Origin of the sequence: Pseudoalteromonas sp. C8 (assembly GCF_011378685.1) — a bacterium.
Classification (GTDB): domain Bacteria; phylum Pseudomonadota; class Gammaproteobacteria; order Enterobacterales; family Alteromonadaceae; genus Pseudoalteromonas; species Pseudoalteromonas arctica.
This window is the reverse complement of record NZ_WTKT01000027.1, coordinates 1-19,548: the sequence shown is the minus strand read 5'-3', so window position 1 is coordinate 19,548 and position 19,548 is coordinate 1. Positions and strand designations below refer to the sequence as shown.

Sequence of the window (19,548 nt, the reverse complement as noted above, 5' to 3'; positions counted from 1 at the left end):
TAACCGTTTTATATATTGGAGAAAACCATGGGTTTTGGTGGTATTAGTATTTGGCAATTATTAATTGTTTTAGCGATCATAGTTTTACTTTTCGGCACAAAAAAACTACGCGGTATGGGTGGTGATATTGGAGGCGCTGTTAAAGGCTTCAAAAAAGCAATGTCGGACGACACAGCGAGTGAGCAAGAAAAATCAGAGCAAATTCAACAATCAGAAAAAAGCACCGTTGACGACTCAACCAATACTGAAAAAAACAAAGATAGCAATAAGGTTTAATTAGTATGGGGATGTGGGAGCTTGTTGTTATTTTTATTGTTGGCTTAGTGGTGCTCGGTCCTGAGCGCTTACCTGTTGCTATTAGAACAGTGAGTAAATGGGTTAAAACCGCTAAATCACTTGCCAACTCGGTAAAAGCCGAAGTAAGTGAAGAACTGCGTATTCATGAACTTCACGAAAACCTTAAAAAAGCAGAACAACAAGAACTAAAAGACTTAAGCCCTGAGCTACAAAGTTCATTAACAGAGCTACAAAAAGCGGCTGAATCAGTTACTCACAGCTACAAAAAAACACAATCTGATACATCAAATAACCAACAACTTGATGAGAAAAAGTGAAATTTATTTCTCACTTTGTGGTCAACTTACTACATGGTATAAAAAATAATGGCTGAGGAAGTAAAATCGGGGTTTGTAGCGCATTTAATTGAGTTACGTGATCGGCTAATAAAAGCACTATTGAGCATTTTAGTTATTTTCATTGCCATAGTATATTTTGCGAATGATATTTACGCCTTTGTTGCACAGCCGTTAGTTTCGCATTTGCCAAGTACTGCGACTATGATTGCAACCGATGTAACAGCCCCCTTTTTTGCACCTTTCAAACTTACTTTATTTGTCGCTTTATTTGCGTCGATTCCGTGGATATTGCATCAAATTTGGGGCTTTATAGCACCGGGGTTATATCAGCACGAAAAAAAAATGCTCATGCCCATTCTCGCCTCAAGTATAATATTATTTTATGGCGGCATAGCTTTTTGTTATTTTGTAGTTCTGCCAATTATTTTAGGCTTTTTTACAAGTACCGGCCCCGAAATGATGACCCTTGCGCCCGACATAAGTAGCTATTTAGGGTTTGTATTAAAACTATTTTTTGCATTCGGTATCGCTTTCGAAATTCCAGTAGCTATTATGCTGCTATGCTGGAGTGGCGCAACAACAACAAAAAGTTTAAAAGAAAAGCGCCCTTATATCGTCGTGGGTGTTTTTGTAGTCGCGATGTTTTTAACACCGCCTGATGTTTTATCACAAACATTATTAGCATTTCCGATGCTTCTTTTGTTTGAACTAGGTTTAATTTTAGCAAAATTTTATACCGCCAAACCACAAAAAGAATCTGAGGAATAAAATGAAAAAACAACTACTCTCACTATTGGTTTTATTAAGTGCGCCTACTTTTGCTGCGCAAACTGAATTTAATACTCAAGCGTTACAGGCATGTAGCTTTATTGAAAATGACTTTAACCGATTACTTTGCTATGACAATACAATTGCTGGTAAATCACTAACAAAGCCAACAATAACAAAAACGCTCACTCCACCAACGGCTAACAATGTACCTCAAGTCGTAGTTGCTGCACCAATTCAAGCAAAGGCAAAAGCTGACGATTTTGGCTTAGAGCACAAAGAATCACAGGTAGAAAAAGAGACTGAAATTAAAGCTATGGTTACTTCAGTGAAAGAAGCAGCTTATGGCGAGTTAATTATTTCGCTAGATAACGGCCAACAATGGCGTCAAATTGGCTCTGACAGCATGCGTTTAAAAGAAAACGATACAATTGTAATCAGCCGTGGTGCATTCAACTCCTTTTTACTGAAACAAGACGGTAAAAACCGCTCTATTCGCGTTAAACGTACTAAGTAATGTCATATACGTTAATTGATGCTGGAGTTAACTTAACTAATCATCAATTTGATGACCAGCATTATGATGTAATTACCCGTGCAAGCGAAGCCGGTGTTACAAATATGCTTATTATAGGTTGTGATATTGCGAGTAGTCAGCAATCACTTGAACTTGCGATAAAACATCTCCAATATTCTACGGCGGGTGTCCACCCACATGATGCTAAATCGGCGACGAATGAATTAGAAGCACAATTAACTGCACTTGCAAACAATAAGCAAGTCATAGCGATTGGTGAATGCGGCCTTGATTATAACCGTGACTTTTCGCCTCGCGATGTACAGCGTAGTGTTTTTAGACGCCACCTAGCACTTGCCGAAAAATTAGATTTACCTGTTTACTTACATGAACGTGATGCAAGTGACGACATGCTAAGTATTTTAAAAGAGTTTAATATTCGCGGTGTACTCCACTGCTTTACGGGTAACTCAGCAGCTCTAAAGCAATATTTAGATTTAGGTCTGTATATTGGTATAACGGGTTGGGTATGTGATGAAAGGCGTGGTAAAGATTTACAACAACTAGTGCCTAGCATTCCTCTAGATCGATTATTAATAGAAACTGATGCACCATTTTTAATTCCACGAACAGTTAAGCCAAAACCTAAATCGCGTAAAAATGAACCGGCTCTGCTTCCTTATATTTGCCAAACAGTTGCGCAACTTTATCAAATAGATGAAGAAGTTGTGGCCCGCAAAACTACAGAAAACTTTTACAATGTTTTTGGTTTAAAGAGCTGCTAATGGCGTGCGCAAAAGCATTACTAAGTCTATTGATGCTTCTTTGCACTTTTTGCTCTTTCGCAAGCCCTGTAATAATAAAACATGATTTTAACTCCCAAAACATTAATAACCTGCATTACTCTTTTGAACCAACTTCGCTATTAGATGCACAACAAAGTAGCCGTATACAGTGGCAAAAAAACACAGGTAAACCTCTTAACCTAGGTCTTGAGCAGCGTTCTGTATGGATGAAATTTAAAATAAAAAACACGCTTAGTTATAATACCGAACAACTGTTGTCACTAAACAACCCTCTGCTAAACGACGTTCAAGTATATCAGTTACATAACTCGCAATTAATTTCTCACACCCAAATTGGCGATGGATACCCCCTTAATAAACGTGCGATTAAGAGTGAATCTTTATTAGTTAAACTAATTAGCCCTGCAAATAGCGAAACCATTATTATTATGAGAGTGACGAATAGCTCCGGCTTGCGAGTCCCTTTAACGCTGTGGCAACCAGAAGCTTATTTGGCACATAAAGGTAAACTTAATTTACTCTATGGCTTATTGATTGGTTTTATATTTTCTTTAGGCGTGAGTTGCTTAGTTTTATATAGTTTTTCACGTAAACGTTATTTTGTTTATGCTGGTTTAATGACCCTCACATTAGGTAGTTTATTAGCCTACATTTGTGGCTTTGGCCTAAAATATATTCACCCTAATTTGCCAGCGTTACAGCAAGTTATGATCCCTGTATTACTTATGCTGATTGCTTTAATGTTTTTGCCTTTACAAAAGCAAATTTGCCATCCAAAGCCCTCTTTTTTACTAACGGTTCAAAAAGTGATAGTTAACGCATTAGGTGTCTCGTTATTGTTTATTTGGCTATTTCCAAACCATATAGTGACACTATTTTGCTTAACTACTATCCCAATCGTTTTAGGCTTTTATATTGCAACTACACTTATGTGCATACGTTTATCACCTTCTAAACCTAATAAAGCGCTACTGCTCGTATTAGTTTTTTTCTTGGTGGTAATGCTTTATTTTATTGTTGCAGTAATAGGGCTATACGCCTTTGACAGAAGTACATTAGCATTTGTATTTACATGCTTTTTTAGCTGCATATTTTGTCTATGCTACAGTGTAATGAAGTTATTTATTTTGCAACGTGATGAAGAAGTAATTGCTCAGCAAACCTTGATTGCTGAAAATGCAGCTCAAGATACGCTACTTAAAGAGCGCTTAAAGTTACAAGAAAAAACACGCCAAGAACTCGAATCACAAGTCGACGAACGCACCTTTGAATTACAAGTTACACTCAGAGAACTTGAAGAAAAAAACCGCTCACTTGAGTTACTCAATACCGAAGACGCTTTAACCGGAATAAAAAACAGACGCTTTTTTGATAAAAAGCTAATAATGGAGATTCGTCGGTCTCGCCGAGAACAAACGCCGCTTAGTATTGTTATGCTTGATATAGACCGATTCAAAAGCATTAACGATACATACGGACACATAATTGGCGATCAAGTTATTAAAGCAGTATCTGACCTTATAAAAGATCATTTAAAGCGACCACTAGATGAAGTTGCTCGTTATGGCGGTGAAGAGTTTGTGGTGCTATTACCTAATACCCCCAGCGAAGGTGCACAAGACATAGCTGAAAAAATACGAGCAGCTATCTCAGCCAGTACAGTAACGGTTGCCAATAATGATATTCAATTTACAATTAGCGCTGGTGTATACACCAGCATTGCTGATGATGTTAGCAACCCTCAAATTTTTACTGAGTGCGCCGACAAAGCACTTTATTACGCAAAGCAACATGGCCGTAATCAAGTAATCACTTTTCCATTACCACAGTAGGAGCATATTAATATGGCCCAATCAGGATTAGACCTTTTCCCGTATACTCGCATGCGCAGAATGCGCCGCAGCGACTTTTCTCGCCGCTTAATGGCCGAAAACCAACTTAGCGTAAACGATTTAATTTACCCTGTATTTGTACTAGAAGGTAAAAATCGTCGCGAAGCAATTGAATCAATGCCTGGTATTGAACGTCTATCGATAGATTTACTATTACTTGAGGCAAAAGAACTTGTTGAGCTTGGCGTACCTGCCGTTGCTATTTTTCCGGTAACCCCTGCGGACAAAAAATCACTATTTGCCGAAGAAGCATATAATGACGATGGCTTAGTGCAACGCACTGTTCGCGCTTTAAAAGAAGCCTTTCCTGAGTTGGGTGTAATTACTGATGGTGCACTTGATCCATTCACGACGCACGGTCAAGACGGCATTATTGATGACACAGGCTATGTAATAAACGACGTAACCACCGAAATTTTAGTTAAACAAGCACTCTCGCATGCAGAAGCGGGCGCTGATGTAATTGCCCCTTCGGACATGATGGATGGCCGTATTGCTGCAATTCGTGAAGCACTTGAAGCTGATGGGTTTGTGCATACCCGTATTATGGCCTACTCAGCTAAGTACGCATCTAGCTACTACGGCCCATTCAGAGATGCAATAGGTTCTGCTGGAAACTTAAAAGGTGCCGATAAAAAAACCTACCAAATGGACCCAGCAAACTCTGATGAAGCAATACGTGAAGTCGCATTAGACTTACAAGAAGGCGCTGATATGGTCATGGTTAAGCCTGGCATGCCTTATTTAGATATTGTACGTCGTGTTAAAGACGAGTTTGGTGTACCTACTTTCGCATATCAGGTAAGTGGCGAGTATGCAATGCACAAAGCAGCTATTGATAACGGTTGGTTAAGTGAGGAAGCTACTATAATGGAGTCTTTACTTGCATTTAAGCGTGCAGGCGCTGATGGAATATTGACCTATTTTGCTAAGCAAGCCGCACAATACCTAGCTAAAAAGTAAGGTTTTTATAAAAAGGCGATTAAACCGCCTTTTATTTACATTCGTTTACATTTTTGTATTATTTTCGTCATATTTATTCTCTAAACTGGTGTCCCATTTTGGGATTAATACACGGGAATAATAAAAAAATGTTTAAAACAAAAATAACACCACTCGCACTTGTTATAGCAAGTCTCAGTGCGCCAGCCTCCGCAGATCTAATCATTTCAGAATACATAGAGGGAAGCAGTAATAATAAAGCAATTGAGCTTTATAATAACTCGTCATCTCCACTAACTCTTGATCAGTACTCACTAAGTTTGTATGTAAATGGCAAAACTACAATTCAATCAACTCTTGATTTGTCTGGTACTTTGGCAGCTAACAGTACCTTTGTTGTTGTTAATTCAAGTTCAAATGATGCACTAAAAGAAAAAGCCGATTTAGAACATGGTGTTGCTAACTTTAATGGTGATGATGCGTTAGTTCTAATGCAAGGTAGCACTGTAGTCGATAGCTTTGGCCAGCGCGGTGTAGATCCCGGTTCGTTTTGGTCTGAGGGCGCAGTACAAACACAAAATAAAACACTTCGTAGAAAAGATAGTATTACCGCAGGTAGAACAACACCTGACGCAGAGTTTAACCCGAGTGAAGAATGGGTACAGTTTGACCAAGATGACTTTGATGGTTTAGGTTCACATGCAGGTAATGGTGGAACAACACCTGAACCAATTCCAGAACCAGAACCACTTGAACCACTTGTTTGTGGCGCAGAAAAAGTACTAATTAACGCTATACAAGGCGATAGCTCTGCAAGCCCGCTTGTTGATACTTTAGTAGAGTTTGAGGGGATTGTAACCGCAGACTTCCAAGATGATGATCAATTAAAAGGCTTTTTTGTTAGCTCACTTGCTGCTGACATAGATGCAAATCCTCTCACCTCTGAAGGTGTATTTGTTTATTTTGCAGATATTGACGTAAACGTAGGCGACCATGTACGTGTACAAGGTACTGTAGAAGAATATTTTGATGCAACACAAATCGGCAGTGTTAGCCAAGTTGCCATATGTGGCACTGGTTTAGCTGCAGCAGCTACAAAAATCACTTTACCTTTAGCTGATACAACTGATTTAGAAGCTTTTGAAGGTATGTTAGTTACATTAGAACAACCATTAGTAGTAACTAATAACTTTGGCCTTGGTCGATATGGTGAAGTTGAATTAGCAACAGAACGCTTGTATCAAGGTACCCAAGTTGCATTACCTGGAGATGCAGCTAATGCAGTTGAAACTGAAAATCTACTTAAAAAGATTTTACTAGATGATGGCTCTACAGTACAAAACTTAGACCCTACAGCCTACCCAACTCCAGGCTTATCAGCAGAAAATACATTACGTACTGGCGATACAGTTAATACTGTTACGGGGGCACTTGCTTATAGCTTTAGCCTTTACAGAATCCACCCAACTGTAGCACCTTCGTTTATTGCAACAAATGCACGTGAAAATGCGCCTGAACTTAATGCTGAAGCAGATTTACGTGTAGCTAGCTTTAACGTACTTAATTACTTTAATGGTGATGGCCAAGGCGGAGGGTTCCCTACAGCCCGAGGTGCAGATTCAGAAGCTGAATTTACTCGCCAAGAAGCTAAAATTGTAAGTGCCATTAGCGCTATCCAGGCCGATGTTGTTGGTTTAATGGAAATTGAAAATGATGGTTTTGGCGAATTTAGTGCAATTGCAAGCTTAGTAGATGCATTAAATGACGCTGATAGTGCTAACAACTATGCATTTGTTGATTTTAACGTAGATCAAATTGGTACCGATGCAATTACTACCGCACTTATCTATCGTGCTAACAAAGTAGAAGAAGTAGGTACTGCTGCTATTACGACTGAGGCTCCATTTGATTTTAGTAACCGTGCTCCAATTGCACAAAGCTTTAAATCATTAGAAACTGATGAAGTATTTACTGTTGCTGTGTCACACCTTAAATCTAAAAGCTGTGGTAGTGCTTCTGGAAACAATGCAGATTCAGGTGATGGACAAGGCTGTTGGAATGAAATACGCACAGAAGGTGCTAATGCATTCGCAAATTGGCTTGATAGCAAACCAACCGGTGTTGACGACGAAGATACTATTTTAGTCGGCGATATGAATGCTTACGCAATGGAAGATCCTATACGTGCATTTGCTGATAAAGGCTACAAAAATGTAGTTGCAGAAATTGATGGTGATACGCTTGGTTATTCTTACAGCTTTTCTGGTCGCGCTGGTAGTTTAGATCATGCAGTAGCTACCCAATCACTACTTAGCAAAATTGTCGCAGCAACAGATTGGCACATCAACGCAGATGAACCTATTTCTCTTGATTACAATGTAGAGTTTAAAAGCGAAGGTCAACAATCTAGTTTGTACTCTGAAAGTGCATACCGCGCATCAGATCACGACCCTGTAATTATTGATATTAAATCTGAAATCACTTTAACACCTGAAGAGCAAACGCCAGTTATTAAAGCTGATCAAGTTTTTGCAGTCGATGAAAACAGCGCAATTGGAACAATTATCGGCACACTCGATTTTAGTGATCCAAATGCCGATGAATCACCAGTTGTTAAATTTATTACATCTGATAATGACAGCGTTTCTATTAACAATCAGGGGCAGCTAATTGTTGCTGGAGAGATTGATTACGAATTTGAAAATCGTATTACTTTAACAGTGCAAGCTCAGGATAGCGTGGGTAACTTATCTAACGTTGAAAAAGTAGCCGTGAAAGTAAATAACTTACGCTCAGATGATGATAATGATGCAGGTTCATTATTATGGTTATCACTTCTTTTAGCACCACTATCAATAGTGCGTCGATTTAAAAAGAAATAACTACGTTAAATCTAAACATTTAAAAGCCGCTCTTGCGGCTTTTTTATTTTATACAAATGTAATTCAGACAAGCTTCATTAAACCCCCCGTAATATGTTCAGACGATCTGTGAATCTTCTAGTAATTAATCAGTAACAACTACATACATTTGAGTGAATTTTACACAAAAAAACCTCAGTGAATTATGTATATAAATATTACCTATTGAAAAATATGAACTTTTATTAAGGTTTAAATTTTGCTCTAAGTTATTTAGAAGATACTTACAAAATAAAATCAATATTTACCCTAAACGTAAAAATAAGTCGTGTTTTTATAAAGGAATGAGAATGAAACAACTAACCCAAAATCTGCCTAAATGGCAAAAGAAGTCAGCACCACTACTGGGTCTACTTATTATTTTTTCGACTTGGGGCAATAGCAACCAAGCGATTGCTGCAACCGTTGATGTAGCAATCCCACAAAGTAGCTTATTTGACGTAATTAGCGCCCGCGCTAAAAAGTTAGCAAGCGAAGAATACGTGGCGCCTAAAAACATTGAGCTTGAAGCACTTAACAATATTGATTATCAAGATTACCGTTCAATTCGATTTAAAAAAGACAAAGCAGTATGGAAAGATGAAGGCCTGTACGAGCTGCAATTATTCCATCCTGGTTTTTTATATAAAACACCTGTGACAATAAATACCGTTGATAGCGACTCTAAACGCAGTCGCTTACCTTTCAGTACTGACTTTTACCAATACGATGGCACTGCTGCACCACTACAAGAAGAAATAGCTAAAAGTGTTGCGGATACTCAACTAGGCCATGCTGGATTTCGTGTGCATTACCCGTTAAATACTAACGAGTATAAAGACGAAGTAATGGTATTTCAGGGAGCATCGTATTTTAGAGTTGTTGGCCCTCAGCAAGTTTATGGATTATCAGCTAGAGGCCTTGCCATTGATACTGCAGAAAATTCAGGTGAAGAATTTCCAATGTTCAAAGAGTTTTGGTTAGTTAAACCAAAGGCCGACCAAACACAAATTACCATTTTTGCATTATTAGATAGCCCATCTATATCGGGTGCATACAAGTTTAGTGTTGACCCTACAACTAATATGCTAGTTGATGTTGATATGCAGATATTTGCACGTAAAGACATTAAAAAGCTCGGCGTAGCTCCATTAACGAGTATGTTTTACCACGGTGAAAACAGTACCAAATTTTTTGATGACTATCGCCCTGAAGTTCATGACTCGGATGGCCTATTAACTCAATCTGCTGATGATAAATGGGTATGGCGCCCTCTTAACAACCCTTCACAGCTAAGTGTAACTTCGTTTTCATACAATAATCCAAAAGGTTTTGGGTTAGCTCAACGAGATCGAGATTTTAATAACTATCTGGACACAGAAGCACATTACCACAACCGCCCTAGCCTATGGATTGAACCACAAGGTGAATGGGGAAATGGCCGTGTAGAGCTTGTAGAGATACCTACTGACACAGAAACTAACGACAATATCGTAAGTTACTGGGTACCAGAAAAGCCAATGAAAGCCGGTGATTCGTTAAAGCTAAGCTACAAAATGACGACCTTTAATGCAGCTTTAACTCAGCACGAACAAGCGAGAGTACTGCGCACAAGAATCGGTAGTGCTGCTTTACCTGGTGAGGACAACCCTCCACCAAAAAGCCATCGCCAATTTACTGTTGATTTTACTGGGTCAGAAATAAATCAACTCTCTGAACAGTTAAAGCTAGATGCCGACATTCAACTTACAACAGGCGAAGTAACCGACGTGAATGTACAAAAACTGCCTGATTCACGAGGATGGCGTGTAGCCTTTAAAATTGCACCACAGGACGATCAACCCGTTGATATGCGTTTATCGTTAAAACTACGTGATAAAGAAATTAGCGAGGTATGGAGTTATGTTTGGTACCCAAATGACATCAAGTAATAAAGGTAAGGGCACTCCAATGCCATTCAAAACATTAAGAGTTTGGCTATTTGCTATTGCAGCGCTTGGCACATCTGGCTACGGCATATCTATTATGTTTGAGATTTTAAGCTCAAACGGTATGACATTACTTGAGTATGCTCTTTTAGTATTATTCTCAATCACTTTTGCCTGGATTGTAACGGCATTTTGTAGTGGGACAATCGGCTTTGTATTACAGCTATTACGAATTGACCCACTTACGCTAAAGCGTATTAAACCAATTGAGTTCAATAGTGAGGCAATTAACGCCCAAAAAACCGCCGTTGTAATGCCTATTTACAACGAAGACACCCACCGTGTTATCGCGGGCTTTGAAGTTAGTCTGCAATCGTTAAAAGAAACAGGTCAACTTGCAAACTTCGATTTTTATCTATTAAGCGACACGCAAGACCCAGAAATAGCTAAAAACGAGCTAAGTGCATGGCATGCATTGTGTGAACGTTTAGGTGATACGGCTAAAAACGTTTTTTATCGTCGTCGCGAAGATAACAAACACCGTAAAGTAGGTAACCTAACCGACTTTTGTGAGCGCTGGGGCAGCCAGTACGACCATATGATTGTGCTTGATGCAGATAGCGTAATGACCGGGAAATGTATGTTAGAGCTTACTACAAGTATGCTCAACAACCCACAAGCAGGCCTGATCCAAACTATTCCGATCCCTGTTCGTCAAGATACCTTTTTTGGCCGCTTTTTACAGTTTGCGTCAGTGCTATATAGCCCAATGCTCGCTACTGGCTCAGCTTTTTGGCAAACTGATAAAGCCAACTACTGGGGTCATAATGCAATCATTAGAGTTGAAGCATTTATAACGTGCTGTGGCTTGCCAACACTAAAAGGTAATGCACCTTTTGGCGGCGAAATTTTAAGTCATGACTTTGTAGAAGCTTCACTACTTCACAGTGCTGGTTGGGATGTATTGTTGCTATCAGATATTGAAGGTAGCTATGAAGAAGTACCAAGTAACATTCTAGACTACGCTGTACGCGATAGACGCTGGGTGCAAGGTAATATTCAGCACTTAGGTTTACTATCGTCATCCAAATTAAAATTAATGAGTAAGCTACACTTTTTACTTGGTGCGACAGCCTATATTTCATCACTAATTTGGCTCTCAATGCTAGCGCTAAGTACTATTGATGCAGTAACGCGCGCATTAAATAGTGATGTGTACTTTAACCGTGTTTATCAATTATTCCCTACATGGCAAATAGCTAAAACCGATCTGATTGATTCACTCTTGTATTTAACTATTGTTATTTTATTAATGCCTAAACTAATGGGCATAATAGTCACCTTAATACATAGAAACAAACGCTTTGGTGGTTCAATTAAGCTCATACTAGGTTCAATCATTGAAACCGTATTCGCTATTATTGTTGCCCCATTAATGATGGTATTTCATGCTTACTTTGTACTTTGTGTGTTTTTAGGTAAAAAAGTGAAGTGGGATGCACAACCGCGCGAAGGTCGTATGGTTCCGTGGAAAGAGGCGTTTGGTTATACGTTATTCTCAACTATTGTGGCTATTGCATGGGGTTGTACGGCTTACTACTTCACGCCAGTATTCTTTTGGTGGTTATCACCTATATTGCTGGGCTTAGTATTAGGCGCTCCGATTATCCGTTATACCAGTAGCATTAAACTCGGTGTACAACTAAGAAAGTTAGGTATATTTATTTGCCCTAGTGAAGTTGATAACGACTCAACTCTAGAAGCACTTAAAATACATCTAAAAGAAATTTCGGTACCAAAGGAAGGTGCTTATCCACAAACAATACCGGCACTACCACAAGAGCAGTTGGTAACAATGCCTATCCAGTCTTTTAAGAAGCCACGCAGGCTAAAGATGAAAGCGCTAAAAGCTAAGGCTATAAAAAAGTTTAATTAGCGCGTTATAAAATACAAAAACAAAAAAGGAGCGATTAATCGCTCCTTTTTGCTATCTAAATTAAAGATCAAGCATTGCATTTATCGCTAATATTTTCAATTTTGTTAGCTAACTTATTGCAGTACATTTTAGAAATAGCTGATTGCGTTTCATCATCAAGTTCCCAGTTATAAAAATGGAACGTTTTACCATTATCTAACTCCACCTTAAAAATGGTGAAAAGAAAAAACGAACTAAATGATACGCAACTAATTTCCTCGCTATTGATATAACGCTTTGTGCATAAACGCGTATAACAAATGCCTGCTTTATAACAATGTAAAAAACGAAGATGAAGAATATTAAAAGTAGTAATAATCAGTAGAGCTGGCATTACAGTGAGAAAAACAATTTTTAGGTTCACAGAAAATATAATATGAATTAAAAATATTAAGCTGAATGCTAAAACGCATTTTGTAAATTGTAGCCACCAGTTTGGTGCTAATTTAATAGATTTCATGATTGTTACGTCTTATATAGAATTAATAGCAAACGTCTCTGCTGCGGAGACTTCCTTATCTGACTTTAGAGCTCTAGTCTAAAAGTGCTAGTATTCTACATTACGTATATAGATGCATCAATAGAAGTTCTTAAAATTCATACAGTTACATTTACTTTACAATTAACCTCTTATAAACCAACCAATTAAGTGATTGAGGTAAATAAATTGCTCTCTAGTACCTTTTTATTAATTAGTAACATAGGACTAATTAATAATAAAAAGTAGTTATAAACAACTAAAAAAATAAAACCAAATTATAGGCAATAAAAAACCCGCAACATGTGCGGGTTTTTTTAAAGAGTTAAAGAGCTAATTACTTAGCAGCTTTTTTCTCTTTTTCTGCAGCGATTACTGTATCAGCAACGTTTTGCGGACATGCAGCGTAGTGTGAGAACTCCATAGAGAACTGACCACGACCAGATGTCATTGTACGTAGTGTACCGATGTAACCGAACATTTCTGATAACGGTACGTCAGCTTTAATACGGCTGCCTGTTAAACCAGCTTCTTGGTCTTTCATCATGCCACGACGACGGTTAAGGTCACCGATTACGTCACCAACGTGATCTTCTGGAGTGAACACGTCAACATTCATGATTGGCTCAAGAAGTTGTGCGCCCGCTTTAGGGATCGATTGACGGAAAGCGCCTTTAGCAGCGATTTCGAACGCGATTGCAGATGAATCCACGGCATGGAAACCACCGTCGAAAAGTTCAATTTCAACGTCAAGTACAGGGAAGCCAGCTAGAACACCAGTACCCATCATTGACTTGAAGCCTTTCTCAACTGCAGGCCAGAATTCTTTAGGTACGTTACCACCAACAACTGATGATTTAAACGTGAAACCTGAAGCAACTTCGCCTGGCTTGATGCGGTAGTCGATTTTACCGAACTGACCAGAACCACCAGATTGTTTCTTATGCGTGTAGCTATCTTCAATTTCTTTAGTGATAGTTTCACGGTAAGCAACTTGTGGTTGACCAACAATAAGGTCTACGCCGTAAGTACGCTTAAGAATATCTACTTTGATATCTAAGTGAAGCTCACCCATACCTTTAAGGATAGTCTCGCCTGAATCTTCATCAGTCTCAACTTGGAAAGATGGATCTTCTGCAACCATTTTACCGATAGCAACACCCATTTTCTCATTACCGCCTTTATCTTTAGGCTGTACAGCAATCGAGATTACTGGAGTTGGGAATACCATTGGCTCAAGTGTTACTGGGTGCTTAGGATCACATAGAGTGTGACCAGTTTGCACGTTTTTCATACCTACGATAGCAATGATGTCACCAGCTTGTGCGCTAGTTAATTCGTTACGATCATCTGCTTGCATCTCAACCATACGGCCAACACGCTCAGTTTTACCAGTAAACGAGTTAAGGATAGTGTCACCCTTGTTTAGTTTACCTGAGTAAATACGTACGAATGTTAATGCACCAAAACGGTCATCCATTATTTTGAATGCTAACGCTTTGAAAGGTTCGTCAGTAGATACTACTGCGAACTCGCCATTTTCGTTACCTTCTTCATCCATAAGAGGTTGAGGATCAACTTCTGTAGGACATGGTAAGTAATCAACAACAGCGTCAAGAATAAGCTGCATACCTTTGTTCTTAAACGCAGAACCACAGTATGTTGGGAAGAAAGCAAGGTCACGAGTACCTTTACGGATACAACGTTTGATGTCTTCTAAAGAAGGTGCTTCACCTTCCATGTAAGCTTCAAGTAGTGCATCGTCTTGCTCAAGGGCAGTTTCAACAAGCATTTCATAATACTCGTCAGTTTTATCTACCATGTCTGCAGGAATGTCTGTGATTTCGTAGTTTTCAGGAAGACCAGTGTCATCCCAAACGTATGCTTTTTTAGTTAAAACATCTACAACACCAACAAACTCATCTTCAATACCAATTGGTAAAGTCATGATTAGTGGAGTTGCGCCAAGTACTTTACGTACTTGCTCAGTTACACGGTAAAAATCAGCACCCATACGGTCTAATTTATTTACGAAGATAATACGTGCAACTTCTGAATCATTAGCATAACGCCAGTTAGTTTCTGATTGTGGTTCAACACCACCAGAACCACAGAACACACCGATGCCGCCATCTAGTACTTTAAGTGAACGGTAAACTTCAACTGTGAAGTCAACGTGTCCAGGAGTATCGATAACGTTAAAACGGTGATCTTTCCAGAAACAGCTTACAGCCGCAGACTGAATAGTAATACCGCGCTCAGCTTCTTGTTCCATGAAGTCAGTAGTAGATTCACCATCATGAACCTCACCAGTTTTATGGATTTGACCAGTAAGCTTTAGGATACGCTCAGTAGTCGTGGTCTTACCCGCATCAACGTGCGCGAAAATACCAATGTTTCTGTACTTCGATAAATCTGCCATTAATTTTGCTCTTAATAAAGTCGATAAATTATTCCGCAGGAGTATAACATCACTTAAAGCGAACATCACCATACAAGCCGCTTAAAATGCAATCAATTCAACATATTTTTTTTATCGTCAGTATCTATTAAATATCAAACATAACAAAAAAAATGTAAGGCACTGAAATAAATAGCATTTAATATTTTAGCATCAGGTACACAAAGTTACTTCGCTATTTTATAGCAACGTTCAGGGCGGCCAATACTGCCATAACTTTGATCCGCTGTTAACTTACTGATTCAAGCAAATACTCCGAGTAACGGCGTGCTGTAGAGCGACTAACACCGACCAAGTCACCCATTTGCTGAGCGGTAAATGCGGTGGTTGCGTGCTTTATAAAAGCATAGTGTATTTTGCAAAGTAAAATGTGTGCCGAGCAATAAGACAAACAGCAAAGCCATTTTTAGAGATAATTAAATACCTTTATGCTTTCATTGTATTTATAACCTATGCATATAAATAATAAGCTAAATTGAGCTGAACTTATTCATTATCATAATTATAGATATAAATATGTGGATGGATTCAATTAACATCTCATTGTCAAAAAAGCCTAAATTTGGTACATTATTCCTTCAATAGTATTTATAAAAACAACTATAAGACCCTACAATGAAATGGAACTTCCTTCGACTCAGCTCTTGGCTAATTGCACTTACCTTATTAATTTTCTCTCATAATATTTTTGCGCAGCAATATAAAATAGATAAACCAGCTAATTGGGTTAATACACATATTATTGAGCAACCCAAGCATTCAGACATAACCAAAGTACGTGACGGCACACTTTATTTGTTACTCGATAACCAATCCTATATACCGAGCAGACAAAAACAGCAACGCTATACGCGTTTGGTTATGAAAGCTTTAAATCAAAGTGGTGTTGATTATATAAGCCAGCTTAATCTTGATTTTGATCCAAGTTATGAGTCGCTAACACTAAATAGCTTAACTATTATTAGAAATAATGAGCGTATTGATAAGCTTGGTAGCGCGAGAATGACGGTTATACAAGGTGAATCTGAATTAGCTGATCGTATTTATAATGGTAGCTTATCACTCAATATTATTATTGATGATATGCGCAGTGGCGACACACTCGATTACAGCTACACAGTGACAGGTAGCAACCCTATATATGCTAATAAATTTAGTACAAGACGCACGCTTAACTGGTCGGTACCTGTAGTGCAACAAAATATGCGTGTACTTTGGGGTAAACAAACGCCTTTACATATTAATACAATAAACGGCACAGCAGATATTCAAGAAACGCTTAACAAATATGGCAAAGATTATTCTATAACTCTTTTTGAAGAACCCTTACTCGAGCAAAATTCTCAAACCCCAACATGGTACGACCCATATACACAAGTTTACTTTTCTGAGTTTGACGATTGGGGTCAGGTAGTTAACTGGGCATATCCACTTTATCAATCAGCCATAGAAACCCCAAACAGCATTTTGGATGTAGCTGAAGAAATAAAAGCAAAACACACAAAAACATCAGACAAAATTGCAGCAGCACTGCGCTTTAGCCAAGACGAAGTTCGATATTTAGGGCTTGAAATGGGCACTAACTCGCATCAACCAACGTCAGCTTCAGAAACGCTTTCGCTACGATACGGCGATTGTAAAGATAAAACAGTACTGCTTATTTCGTTATTAAAAGCGATGGATATAGAGGCCTTCCCTGCGCTAGTTGATACAGAGGAAACCAAACGTTTAAAAGAACTTCCACCTTCTGCAAGTGTATTTAATCACGTAATTGTTACGCTTAAACAAAACGGAAAACGCTACTGGCTCGATCCTACGGTTAGCTACCAACGAGGTACTCTCGAATATTTAGCACAGCCTGATTATGGCTATGCCCTAATTATTGATAAAGGTGAAACCACTTTAACTTCAATGGCGCAAAAACCTGTACATACAAATGTATCTGTAGAAGATAACTTTTTTATTGCTGAAAAAGTATCTGAGCCATCACGTTTTGAAACCCAGTACACTTATGCTGAATTTGAAGCTATTAACCGAAGAAGCAATATAGCCAGCAGTGGTCTAAATAGCGTTGCTAAATCTTACTTCGAGTATTACCAAGGCTTTTTAAATGGTCTATCAATCAATGAAGCAATGACTATTAGTGAACAAGAAAAAAAGGGTAAACTAATAACCAAAGAATCGTATTTAATTAGTGAATTTTGGGAAAAAACAGACGAAGGCTACGAAGCTAGTTTTTACGCGAATGAAATACAAAATAGCGTTTACGAACCAAAGCAGGTAAATCGCACCGACCCACTCTACTTTGGCTACCCCAATATAATTAACACCACAATAAAACTACATTTTGCAGAAAAAGGTTGGGGATTTGATAGCGATCAACAAGAAATTGATAACGACTACTTCAATCTAAAAACAACTACTGAATTTAATGATAACGTTTTAACACTGAGTTATGACTATTACGCAAAACAAGATCATATTAAAGCCGCTCAAATAGATGATTATTTAGCACAGCGTAAAAAGTTAATATCAGCAACCCATTACCCTATTCTAAAATACGCGGAAACGACCGAAACACCTCAAACAACAGCTGATGTGCTAGATAGCTTTGGTTATAGCTGGCTTAAATATGTGTTGGCTGGCTATATTTTAGTACTCATATTCTTTTTTGCCGATTGGCGATTAGAGTCAGCAAAAAAAGTGAAATTTGAAGATAGTCCATTTTATGCAGTATCTGTAAGTAAGTTTATTATTTACAGTATTTTAAGTTTAGGCGTATTTGTTAACTACTGGAGTTATCGTAACTTTAAAGCCATTAAAGAGCGCGATAACTCAAGTATTATGCCTATTGCTCGAGGTATATTTGCACTTTTATGGTATTACCCTTTGTATCTCGCACTTGCAGAGCACAGCCAACAACAGTTAAACAAAAATAGAGTAATGCCTAACTGGACTGCCTTAACACTCTGGCTAATGGTACTCGCCAGCGTCTTTGCTTATCGTATGGACGAATACGCAACCATAGTGATTTGTATAATGCCATTTTTATGGTTGCCTCTAGTTAGTTACATTGAACAAACCGATACAAGTAAAGAAGCCCTACATTACAACTCGTACTGGCGAATTAGACAGTATTTAATCTCGCTTGCGTTTGCACCTCTATTATTTTTAGGCGTACTTCAAGAAGTAAATATTTTACCCAATGCCGCAATTATAAAAGGCGATAGTTTATGGTCTTACCAAGTACACTTTTTAAAACGTAATCGCCTAACACCTGAAAACGAAGAAATACTTTATTTTTATAGCGATGCAGTATTTGATTACCGAGAAGACGGTAACGGAATAACCGAGAACTATATTTTTAGTTACTACAAAAACGATGACGGCAGGCTTGAATCGGATCTTAGTCACTTTAAAGACATAGAAAAAATAGAAACCACCTACGGTAAAACCAAACTTGATAACACAAGCATTAAAGTAATAAAAACTGACGGTAGTGATTTCTTGCTCATTGTAGGGCGTCTAAACAAGCAGGATAAAGTACTAGTGGAGCAGATTAATTTACGTATAACAGCAAATAAAGTGCGTTAGTGGCTTAAAATATCCAATTAAGTACGAATATTTTTAGCCACTAATTAAAGGCTGTTGATCTTTGGGGGTTAAGATTTTATAAGAGACTATTTTATTTGATATCAAAGCAGTCGCTGTCTTGGAAGGCGATAAAATCATTCCTAGCTTGAATTTATTTTAACTTCGAAAGATTAATACTTTTATAATAAAAATTCATATCAAATTATTCAATAAGCATTAAACATCTATTCTTAATTGTTTAACCAAGATAAGCATTTTTATGAAATGGCAGTGCTAACTAGCCGATTTATATATGAATAAAAAACAAGCGCCACAATAATAAGAATTATTTGCATTTAGGTATTGACAGATAGTTAGATCTAACTGATAATCAATATCAACAAGACGGATTGCATACCACTTGTTAAGGAATGAATTGATTTGTTTCTCGACCCTGAAACAACGTGTGGCGCACGTAAACAGCTATGGTTACTTGTTATGAACCGCAACGCCCCTTGATGTTGATGATGAGTAACCGCCCTACTATTTTACTTGCTACATTGCTCATATCGGTGACGGTAGATATGAAACTAAAAAAGCCCTTACGGGCTTTTTTTATGTCTGTAATTTAGTAAAACTAAATCTCTTTAATTAAATAACCTGATGTAATGGT

At 38.1% G+C, this 19,548-nt stretch carries 12 protein-coding genes and 1 pseudogene; 11 read left to right on the top strand and 2 right to left on the bottom strand.

The features are described 5' to 3' along the window. Nucleotides 1-27 precede the first annotated feature (27 nt). The 10 genes from tatA (at nucleotide 28) to mdoH (ending at nucleotide 12,324) form a co-directional block, all read left to right on the top strand. Nucleotides 28-276 (top strand): Sec-independent protein translocase subunit TatA, encoded by a 249-nt coding sequence (gene tatA / locus GQR39_RS18800; RefSeq protein WP_007579853.1) that lies wholly within the window; start codon nucleotides 28-30, stop codon nucleotides 274-276. 5 nt (nucleotides 277-281) lie between these two features. Further along, complete coding sequence (gene tatB, locus GQR39_RS18795) at nucleotides 282-614, top strand: Sec-independent protein translocase protein TatB (RefSeq protein ID WP_007579851.1); 333 nt, start codon at nucleotides 282-284, stop codon at nucleotides 612-614. Nucleotides 615-662: 48 nt separating this feature from the next. Beyond that, nucleotides 663-1,403, top strand: a complete 741-nt coding sequence (gene tatC, locus GQR39_RS18790) for a twin-arginine translocase subunit TatC (RefSeq protein ID WP_121953986.1) — start codon at nucleotides 663-665, stop codon at nucleotides 1,401-1,403. Nucleotide 1,404: 1 nt separating this feature from the next. Then, entirely contained in the window at nucleotides 1,405-1,920 is a 516-nt protein-coding gene (locus GQR39_RS18785; protein WP_165722835.1) for a hypothetical protein, read from the top strand. Then, complete coding sequence (locus GQR39_RS18780) at nucleotides 1,920-2,705, top strand: TatD family hydrolase (protein WP_024593821.1); 786 nt, start codon at nucleotides 1,920-1,922, stop codon at nucleotides 2,703-2,705. The genes GQR39_RS18785 and GQR39_RS18780 overlap by 1 nt, the downstream gene beginning before the upstream one ends. Further along, the gene (locus tag GQR39_RS18775; RefSeq protein ID WP_165736335.1) at nucleotides 2,705-4,558 is read left to right on the top strand and encodes a diguanylate cyclase; all 1,854 of its coding nucleotides are present in this window, start codon (nucleotides 2,705-2,707) and stop codon (nucleotides 4,556-4,558) included. Before GQR39_RS18780 ends, GQR39_RS18775 begins: the two co-directional genes overlap by 1 nt. Before the next feature lie 12 nt (nucleotides 4,559-4,570). Beyond that, entirely contained in the window at nucleotides 4,571-5,581 is a 1,011-nt protein-coding gene (gene hemB / locus GQR39_RS18770) for a porphobilinogen synthase (protein ID WP_007579839.1), read from the top strand. A gap of 128 nt (nucleotides 5,582-5,709) precedes the next feature. Beyond that, nucleotides 5,710-8,442 carry an ExeM/NucH family extracellular endonuclease gene (locus tag GQR39_RS18765; RefSeq protein WP_165736334.1) on the top strand — a complete coding sequence of 911 codons (2,733 nt, stop codon included), beginning with the start codon at nucleotides 5,710-5,712 and terminating at the stop codon, nucleotides 8,440-8,442. 329 nt (nucleotides 8,443-8,771) lie between these two features. After that, nucleotides 8,772-10,391, top strand: a complete 1,620-nt coding sequence (locus GQR39_RS18760) for a glucan biosynthesis protein G (protein ID WP_165736333.1) — start codon at nucleotides 8,772-8,774, stop codon at nucleotides 10,389-10,391. After that, complete coding sequence (gene mdoH / locus GQR39_RS18755) at nucleotides 10,363-12,324, top strand: glucans biosynthesis glucosyltransferase MdoH (protein ID WP_024593824.1); 1,962 nt, start codon at nucleotides 10,363-10,365, stop codon at nucleotides 12,322-12,324. Before GQR39_RS18760 ends, mdoH begins: the two co-directional genes overlap by 29 nt. A gap of 854 nt (nucleotides 12,325-13,178) precedes the next feature. On the opposite strand, the gene fusA is transcribed toward mdoH, so the two are convergent. Together fusA and GQR39_RS20350 are read right to left on the bottom strand one after the other, a co-directional pair. After that, nucleotides 13,179-15,263, bottom strand: coding sequence for an elongation factor G (gene fusA / locus GQR39_RS18750; protein ID WP_010554859.1), 2,085 nt, complete (start codon nucleotides 15,261-15,263; stop codon nucleotides 13,179-13,181). Between the two features lie 206 nt (nucleotides 15,264-15,469). Continuing rightward, nucleotides 15,470-15,621, bottom strand: a pseudogene (locus tag GQR39_RS20350) (two-component system response regulator); the annotation flags it as partial. Between the two features lie 296 nt (nucleotides 15,622-15,917). On the opposite strand from GQR39_RS20350, the gene GQR39_RS18740 reads away from it, so the two are divergent. Then, nucleotides 15,918-18,896 carry a DUF3857 domain-containing transglutaminase family protein gene (locus tag GQR39_RS18740; protein ID WP_165736332.1) on the top strand — a complete coding sequence of 993 codons (2,979 nt, stop codon included), beginning with the start codon at nucleotides 15,918-15,920 and terminating at the stop codon, nucleotides 18,894-18,896. The last annotated feature ends 652 nt before the right edge of the window (nucleotides 18,897-19,548 follow it).